The 8,135-nt window shown below is 37.8% G+C and carries 9 protein-coding genes; 5 read left to right on the top strand and 4 right to left on the bottom strand.

All coding sequences use genetic code 11. The annotated features are described in order from the left end of the window. Together V7068_RS19080 and V7068_RS19075 are read left to right on the top strand one after the other, a co-directional pair. Positions 1-356 (top strand): hypothetical protein (locus V7068_RS19080; RefSeq protein ID WP_499714090.1); only part of this gene is annotated, 356 nt, incomplete at its 5' end. Positions 357-520: 164 nt separating this feature from the next. Further along, positions 521-1,258, top strand: a complete 738-nt coding sequence (locus V7068_RS19075; protein ID WP_499714089.1) for a yteA family sporulation protein — start codon at positions 521-523, stop codon at positions 1,256-1,258. Positions 1,259-1,495: 237 nt separating this feature from the next. Here V7068_RS19075 and V7068_RS19070 read toward each other — a convergent pair whose 3' ends face one another. Beyond that, positions 1,496-2,671, bottom strand: a complete 1,176-nt coding sequence (locus tag V7068_RS19070; protein ID WP_499714088.1) for a MalY/PatB family protein — start codon at positions 2,669-2,671, stop codon at positions 1,496-1,498. Positions 2,672-2,833: 162 nt separating this feature from the next. On the opposite strand from V7068_RS19070, the gene V7068_RS19065 reads away from it, so the two are divergent. After that, complete coding sequence (locus tag V7068_RS19065) at positions 2,834-3,094, top strand: DUF1871 family protein (protein WP_127761887.1); 261 nt, start codon at positions 2,834-2,836, stop codon at positions 3,092-3,094. 25 nt (positions 3,095-3,119) lie between these two features. Here the strand turns inward: V7068_RS19065 and V7068_RS19060 are convergent, their stop codons facing one another. Next, the gene (locus V7068_RS19060) at positions 3,120-3,947 is read right to left on the bottom strand and encodes an alpha/beta fold hydrolase (protein ID WP_499714087.1); all 828 of its coding nucleotides are present in this window, start codon (positions 3,945-3,947) and stop codon (positions 3,120-3,122) included. Positions 3,948-4,210: 263 nt separating this feature from the next. On the opposite strand from V7068_RS19060, the gene V7068_RS19055 reads away from it, so the two are divergent. Continuing rightward, complete coding sequence (locus V7068_RS19055; protein ID WP_499714086.1) at positions 4,211-4,711, top strand: Lrp/AsnC family transcriptional regulator; 501 nt, start codon at positions 4,211-4,213, stop codon at positions 4,709-4,711. Further along, positions 4,708-5,874: an aminotransferase gene (locus V7068_RS19050; protein ID WP_499714085.1), complete on the top strand. Its 1,167-nt coding sequence runs from the start codon at positions 4,708-4,710 to the stop codon at positions 5,872-5,874. Before V7068_RS19055 ends, V7068_RS19050 begins: the two co-directional genes overlap by 4 nt. A gap of 218 nt (positions 5,875-6,092) precedes the next feature. Here the strand turns inward: V7068_RS19050 and V7068_RS19045 are convergent, their stop codons facing one another. Beyond that, on the bottom strand, positions 6,093-6,440 hold the full coding sequence (locus V7068_RS19045; protein WP_499714084.1) for a helix-turn-helix domain-containing protein: 348 nt from the start codon (positions 6,438-6,440) through the stop codon (positions 6,093-6,095). Between the two features lie 276 nt (positions 6,441-6,716). After that, positions 6,717-8,063, bottom strand: a complete 1,347-nt coding sequence (locus tag V7068_RS19040; RefSeq protein ID WP_499714083.1) for a sodium-dependent transporter — start codon at positions 8,061-8,063, stop codon at positions 6,717-6,719. Positions 8,064-8,135: the final 72 nt, after the last annotated feature.

The raw sequence follows: 8,135 nt of genomic DNA, 5'->3' as shown, positions 1-8,135 counted from the left end.
CGTCAAAGCTTATGCTTTGGCGCAGCCCTTTTTGGTTGGAATTAAAAATCTCGCCAATTCATCATGAGGGCAAAATGGTGGAATTTTATGGGTATTGTTATAATGAGTATATATATCGGGACGTAGAAAGGATGAACAGGATGAAGCACGTAGTAATTGGTTTGTTTCTTTACTTTCCAGATGATAAATCAGAGTATATCCCAGCCGCGATTTCTTGTGCAATCTTTTTGTTAGCTGCAATTTTTACAATGCGATTCATTATTCGTTATTCCAAAAAAGAAGAGCTGAAAACAAAGCAGCTTGAAGAGCGTATTGCACAGCAACAAAACACAGGAAAGAACGATACTTTTTCATAGGCTGTGTTCATGAATGTTGCCGATCATATGATTTTTGGCTCATTCATGTGAAACCGCGGTTTCACACATCTTTCTCCTAAACAGCGGAAGAAACTACCTTAGTTGAAAAAAGTATGGTTACAAATACTAAAAGGAGACTGACTCAGAAAGGGTGTTTTTTTAGTATGCAACCGAATCAACTCAACGAGTTCAAACACCAATTGGAGCAAATGAAGCAAGAAGCAGAACCGTTGTTGCGTCAAGAATTTGATTTATTAAGAAGTCATGGTCATGATGCGGTAGGAGAGCTGTCAAGTTATGATAATCATCCAGCAGATGATGCGACAGAGCTTTATGAGCGAGAGAAGGATATGGCGTTATATGAGCATGCAAGGCAGGAATTAGATGAAATTAATCATGCTTTAAAGGCGATAGACAGTGGTAGTTATGGAACATGCGAGGTTTGTGGAAAAGACATTCCGACAGACCGTTTACAAGCGATTCCGACCACGACGTTTTGCGTGGAACATAGTCCTTCACAGCAGACATCGCATAATCGGCCGATTGAGGAAGAAGTGTTAATGCCGCCTTTTGGGCAGTTTGATTTTGATAATCGTAAAGAATCTGTCGCCTACGATGCGGAGGATACATGGCAGGAAGTAGCTAGCTACGGAACATCGGAGAGCCCATCGGATTTTATTCGTCCGCCAGCTGATTATGAAGATACGTATGTGGAATCAGATGAAAATATTGGCTATGTAGAAGACTATGAGAACTTCGCTGCGGTTGATATAACAGGAAAAAATATTATGATTTATCCAAATACGCAGCACGAGCAATTAGAGGAAGAGTTGGACGAAGCTGGAATGATGACACCATTTGGAGATTTGCCGCGATATGAGAAAGATCCATATGTAGAGTAACAGGAAGTAATTCACAAAAAGGACTCCTTATGTTGATAGGAGTCCTTTTTGTGGTTTTGTACAGGTTGATGAACAATTATATGACCAATTATTAGATGAGTTTCCGAATTGGCTGAAAGAAGCACAAGAGAAACATATTTTAAGTTAAGGTTTTACACAGCATACGTTAAAAAAACCTAGATAATCTGCCTTTTTCTAAAAATAGAGAAGCAGGTTATTTAGGTTTTTTAACGGTCTTTAATTATTGGTCAATGCCAGCTTTAACCGATTTAATCCGTCTAATAAAACGGAGCGCGGGCATCCGACATTCATACGTACGAATCCCTCGCCGCCAGGTCCATATTTTTTTCCTGGTTCGAGAGCGAGTTTTCCTTTTTGGAGAAGAGCATCTTGAATTTGTTGATCAGTTAATCCTAAAACTCGACAATCAATCCAAAGTAGATAAGAGGCCTCAGGATGCATGCAAGAAAGCGTTGGAATTTCATTTGCGATGAATAATTCGGCTATTTCTATATTCGCTTCTATGTAGACTAGCAACTCATCTAACCATTGTCCACCTTTGCAGTAAGCGGCATCCATTGCTGTTAAGGCGAAGGTGTTCAAACCATGAAATCCTTGCGCTTCCTGTACACGCTTAAATGCTAACTGTAACTTTTTATTGTTTGTAATCATGTAAGAAGCTTGCAGGCCAGCTAAATTAAACGTTTTGCTTGGCGCCATAAATGTAATGGTGTTGTCTGCAACGGTAGGATTTAGTGAAGCGGTAGGCACATGCTGGTAGGATGAATGAGTCAGATCAGCATGGATTTCGTCGCTCACAATTGTCACATTATATTGAAGGCAAAGTTCACTCATTTTTTGTAGTTCAGCTTTTGTCCAAACGCGGCCTCCTGGATTATGTGGACTACATAATAGAAAAAGCTTTACATTGTTTTTTATTTTTTCTTCGAAGTCTGTAAAATCAATCGTATAGCGGTTATCTACTAGCTGTAGTTCATTTAGGACAACTTCTCGTCCATTTCGTTTAACCATATCAAAAAAGGGCATGTAAACCGGTGATTGAATGAGAATGCGTTCGTTCGGTTTAGTCAATGCCTGAATCGCTGTACCAATGGAGCTTACAACACCTGGACTGAACGTGATTTGATCTTGGATAATCCCCCAGCTATGTCTTGTTTGCAGCCAATCAGTAATATGGCTGTATACGGAGGGAGGCGCAATTGTATAGCCAAACACAGGGTGCTTGATTCTCTCGATTAATGCTTCTTGAACGAATGGAGGTGCAGGAAAATCCATGTCCGCTACCCACATTGGAAGTAAGTCCTCTACGCCATATATGGTTTGCAGAGCATCCCATTTTAAGGATGAAGTATTTTTTCTGTTTAATGATTCATCAAAAATAGAGGAGTTCAAAACATCCACCGCCTTTAATTTTTTAAAAGAGCCTGATTTCTAAATATCAAGGATAGGCTACATCCTATTATTAATCAAAACGTAATATCGTCATGTAACAAAGCTAAAAATAAAATTGTATGGTACTATGTTAGCAAAGAAAATGGAGCAGGTGATAATAAAATGGATAGACAACAAATGACTTTGTCCCTTGTCCGTGTTCTGCAGGAATGGGACCCGTTTGAAGTAGGTAGTGAAAACTATGAACCAGAAATAGCAGATGCTGTTCTTGCTGTTTCAGATATTGAAGATGTTCAAAGTTTAGCCAGAAGGTTAAAAGAAATTTATGAATTTTCATTTGATGAACCTCTTGATTTTCAAGCGTGCTTAGCTGTTGCTGAGAAGCTGATTATGATCCGAACTAATACAAGCTGTACTTTATAGAAAAAGGCTGATTCTGACGGTAGAATCAGCTTTTTTCTATAAAGAAGTTTTTAATATACGAGGACACTTCTGTTGGTTTTTCTTCTGGTAAGAGATGGCCTGTATCATCTAGGATGATAAGGTTAGCATTGGGTAAATCTGAGGCTAGCCGTTTTCCAATCTTAAGTGGAACTACTTTATCCTCACGTCCCCAGATGAGCAAGCATGGTGTATGGACTTTTTGTAAATCTTCCTTTAATAAATCTACCCTCTTATCGCGTACCATTCGGCCTAAGGCACGAAAAATTTGTCTCCCCTCTGTAAATGGTTGCAGATACCCTTGTCGCATCGTATCATCAATAAGTTCTTGATTGTACACGACTTTTTTGAGATTTTTTTCAAGGCCGGATTTAGCAAGGTAATGCCGAACACCTAGTGAAAAAAACGGTAAGTAACTGAGCGCCTTCATTTTACGCGGAAAGCTAGGCAAGTAGCCAGAACTGCATAAAAGGACGATTCGCTGCACGAGGTCAGGGCGAATGCTTGCGAGCTGCAATGCAATTTGTCCCCCCATTGAATGACCAATGAGGCAAATAGATTGCAGCCCTTTTGCTTCTATCAATTCAATGATTGAGCGTGCGATGTTTTCAAACGAATATGTATAACGATATGTTTTCCCGCTCTGTCCAAATGGAGGTAAATCGACGGTAATGATATTAAAGTCGGGTGTTAAATAAGGAATTAGCTTACGATAGCTAAAGCTCGATGATAAGAAACCGTGCAGTAATAGAATCGTTTGATGTGATGAGTCACTCCTGTATTGTTCAAAATAAATATCTATATTTCCGACTGTCTCTATTCCTTTTATTGTCATATAAGCCCCTCCTTGCTAGTACTTTCAAAATTCCCCTGTTACAGAACAGAATCTATACAAATAGGCGGAAAAAAGAATATTTTATATAACAGATTTGATACGAACTTTGGTATAATATGAACAGTTTATCCTGACAGAACATCCTTGTGTTAAATTTCTTTTTATTGTCGTATATTACACCTTATAGGTCTAATATGAGGAAAGAACCTAAAAGGTATTCTGCCAGCTTAACCATCACTTTGAATGTCAAAGGAGGGTTTCCAATGCACTTGAATGATCAAGAATTGGAACTACTACGAATTATTGAGACGAATAGCCGAATTGAAACAGCAGACTTGGCTAAAATGACGGATTTATCGGAAGAAGATATTCAAGCTACATTACAAAAACTTGAAGATATGCGTATCATCGTTCGCTATGCGACACTTATTAACTGGGCGAAAGTAGATGAATATCATGGCGTTACGGCGATGATTGATGTAAAGGTAACACCTAAGCGTGGAGTTGGTTTCGATGAAGTGGCCCAAAGAATATACCGTTTTAAAGAAGTAGAATCTGTTTATTTAATGTCAGGTGTTTATGATTTATCAGTTATTATTGAAGGCCGTTCTATGAACGAAGTTGCGCAATTTGTTTCTGAAAAATTATCGACATTAGATTCAGTTATTTCAACGACTACTCATTTTATTTTGAAAAAATATAAACATGATGGCACGATTTTCGAGCCGACTGAAAAAGATAAAAGAATTGTGGTGTCACCGTGATTAAAACAAGTTATATTTCTAAAACTGTTCAAGAGCTTAAACCATCAGGTATTCGTAAATTCTTTGACTTAGCAGCTAATATGGAGGGTGTTGTATCTCTAGGTGTAGGTGAGCCCGATTTTGTGACATCTTGGTCAGCAAGGGAAGCGGCCATCAATTCATTAGAAATGGGGCATACATCTTATACAGCGAATGCTGGTATGCTTGAGTTAAGGGAAGAGATTGCTCATTATATGAAAACGCGTTTTCATGTTTCATATGATCCTCAAGAGGAAGTTATTGTGACGGTGGGGGCAAGTCAAGGAATTGATATTGCGCTACGCACGATTTTAAACCCTGGAGAAGAAATTATTGTGGTTGAGCCGTGCTTTGTGGCTTATGCACCAATCGTTACAATGGCAGGCGGAGTGCCTGTAACTGTTCAAGCTTTACCGGAGAATGATTTCAAAATTAAGGCTGAACAAATTGAAGAACTCATTACACCAAAAACAAAGGCTCTCTTTATTTGTTCACCGAATAACCCAACTGGTACACAACTGGGGAAATCGGACCTTGAAGCAATTGCTGAAGTTGTCATGAAACATGATTTATTAGTCATTTCGGATGAAATTTATGCAGAGCTTGTCTATGATGAGGGATATACGTCTTTTGCAGCTATCGATGGCATGCTAGAGCGGACAATTTTATTAAATGGATTTTCTAAAGCTTTTGCAATGACAGGCTGGCGTTTAGGATTTGTATGTGCGCCTAAAGAAATTAGCCAAGCGATGTTGAAAGTTCATCAGTATGCTATTATGTGTGCACCAACAATGGCACAATATGCAGCGTTAGAAGCTTTACAACATGGGATGTCTGATGTGGAAGATATGAGAAGCAGTTATCGTAGACGACGAAACTATATTGTAAAATCGTTTAATGAAATTGGTCTAGACTGTCATAAGCCAGGTGGAGCTTTCTATGCCTTCCCATCTATTAAAAAAACCGGTCTATCTTCTCAAGAATTTGCAGAGCGGCTTTTATTGGAAGAGAAAGTTGCGGTTGTTCCTGGAGATGTGTTTGGAGAAAGCGGTGAAGGACATATTCGTTGTTCGTATGCCTCTTCAATGGAACAACTTCAAGAAGCGATTAAGCGAATTTCTCGATTCATGGAGAGATTTAATTAAGCTGGTAAGGATAAGCGCTTTACTAATCTAATATAGCAAAAAAAAAGGGTCGAATTTCAAAAAAATTCGACCCTTTTCCATAGGGGGATATCGAAAGAAAGAGCTATTCTAGATGAGTAATCATAGAAAGTTATTCCTTATTGTTTCCAATATATGCTGATGTTATACATCTTATTTAATTTTTAGCTCTATTAATCAATGGTGTGATATAACAAAGTCTAATTTTTAAAAACATTTAGCATTTTTAATACATCAGCCTCGCTAGTTTCTTTAAAAGAACGTAACAGAAATACTGCTTTTTCCATTCCAATTTCCTCAATTAGTGTTGCAATTTCATTATCCAAAGCCGTTTTTTTATTGCTATGATATTCTTTTTCTAAAATTTCTGAGGCGGGTAGATCAAGCACGGTACATAATCTTAACATCGTTTCTGTGTCCGGAATCAATTCACCTGACTCATATAATTCAATTTTTTTCGTACCTACTCGCATTTTGATGGCTAATTCCTGTTGAGATAAATTTTTCTGTTCTCTATATAGTCGAATGTTTCGAGCGATATCGGACATAGTGCACCTCTCCCTTTTTCAGGAAATAGTTATTTATATAGAGTGTAACATGTTTCTTGTTGTCATTGTGTTACATAATAGTGTCTATTAAATGAAATTTGGCTCATTCCACAGTATGCGGGAATGAGCCAAATTTCAATAACATCCTATAACAGAGGCATCCATACAAAAAATTTGTACCATGTAGTATGAAAATAGGCGGTTTTATCTATAATCTTTTATTATTGTTTTATCCTGCCTATTTTTAGGATAGCCTTTTACTAACATCAAAATCTGTTAAATGAACCCAATGGAGCTTAACAGAACGATTGCAATGGCAATCGGAGCGATATAACGAATTAAAAAATACCATACTTTAAAGATTTTCTTTCCATACGAAGAACCAGACAGGAATTCTTCTTCAACGTGTAGTCTTTTTAGTTGGAAGCCGACAAATAGAGAAATAAATAGGGCTCCTACTGGTAAGGCGATATTGCTGACAAGGAAGTCAGCTATATCAAAAATAGATTTATTAAATAAGGTAATATTACTTAAAACACCAAAGGAAAGCGCACTTGGAATCCCGATAATGAATACAAGAATACCAGCAATCCATGATGATTTTTTTCGTTTTGCTTCATCTCCTTTCACCATAGCAGCTACGACAATTTCTAAAATAGAAAAAGCAGAAGTGAGTGTGGCAAAGAGGATTAAGATGAAGAAGATAAACATGAATACCGATCCAAAGGCAATTTCATTAAAAACAGCTGGTAAGACAACGAAAACAAGCCCAGGACCACTTGCAGGATCAAACCCAAGCGCGAAAACCGCTGGGAAAATAACCAGACCCGCCAGTAAAGCGATAAAAATATTCAACCCTACCACGGATAAAGCTGATTTGGTTAAGTCTTCATTTTTATTTAAATAGGAGGCGTACGTCACCATAACTGAAATCCCGATACTTAAGGTGAAAAAAGCTTGTCCTAGTGCGAGGAGAACCGTTTGCTCAGATAAAACAGATGTGTCAGGCTTTAAGAAGAATTTGACTCCTTCCATGGCCCCATCTAATGTTAAGGAGCGGGCTAATAATACCAGAAATAAAATGAATAGCGCTGGCATCATATATTTGCTTGCTTTTTCAATCCCTTGTTGAATCCCGCCTTGGACAACCAAAATGGTAATCAGCATAAAGATCAATTGTGCGATAACGGTTTCATAAGGATTACTAATAATGGTATTAAATAAATCTCCGTATTGCTGTTGTGTTAAATTTGAAAGTGAATTAGTTATACTACGGATAAGATAAGAAAGAATCCATCCGCCAACAACGCTGTAAAATGACAGCAGGATAATCGAAGCAATTACGCCACAGTAACCGATTAAGGTCCATGGAGTTCCTGGTGCTAGTTCTTTATAAGCTCGTACTGCATCTTTTTGTGTTCGTCTTCCGATAATAAATTCAGTAATTAAAATCGGTGCACCAATAATGAGGGTGAATAAGATAAACATCAGAAAAAAGATTCCGCCGCCATTGGTTCCAACCATATAAGGGAATTTCCATATAACACCAATCCCGATGGCTGATCCAGCTGCAGCGAGAATAAAGCCGAGCTTAGATGTCCATTGCTCTTGTGATTTGTTCATTTCTGTAAAAAACTCCTTTGAGAATATAAAGTAAGAGTCTATATTATAGCAAATAATAAGGATAAATATAAG

The sequence above is a fragment of the Bacillus sp. JJ634 genome (genome assembly GCF_036962285.1).
GTDB lineage: Bacteria > Bacillota > Bacilli > Bacillales > DSM-1321 > Peribacillus > Peribacillus asahii_A.
The sequence above is the reverse complement of the archived record's forward strand: the minus strand, read 5'-3'. Positions and strand labels throughout refer to the sequence as shown.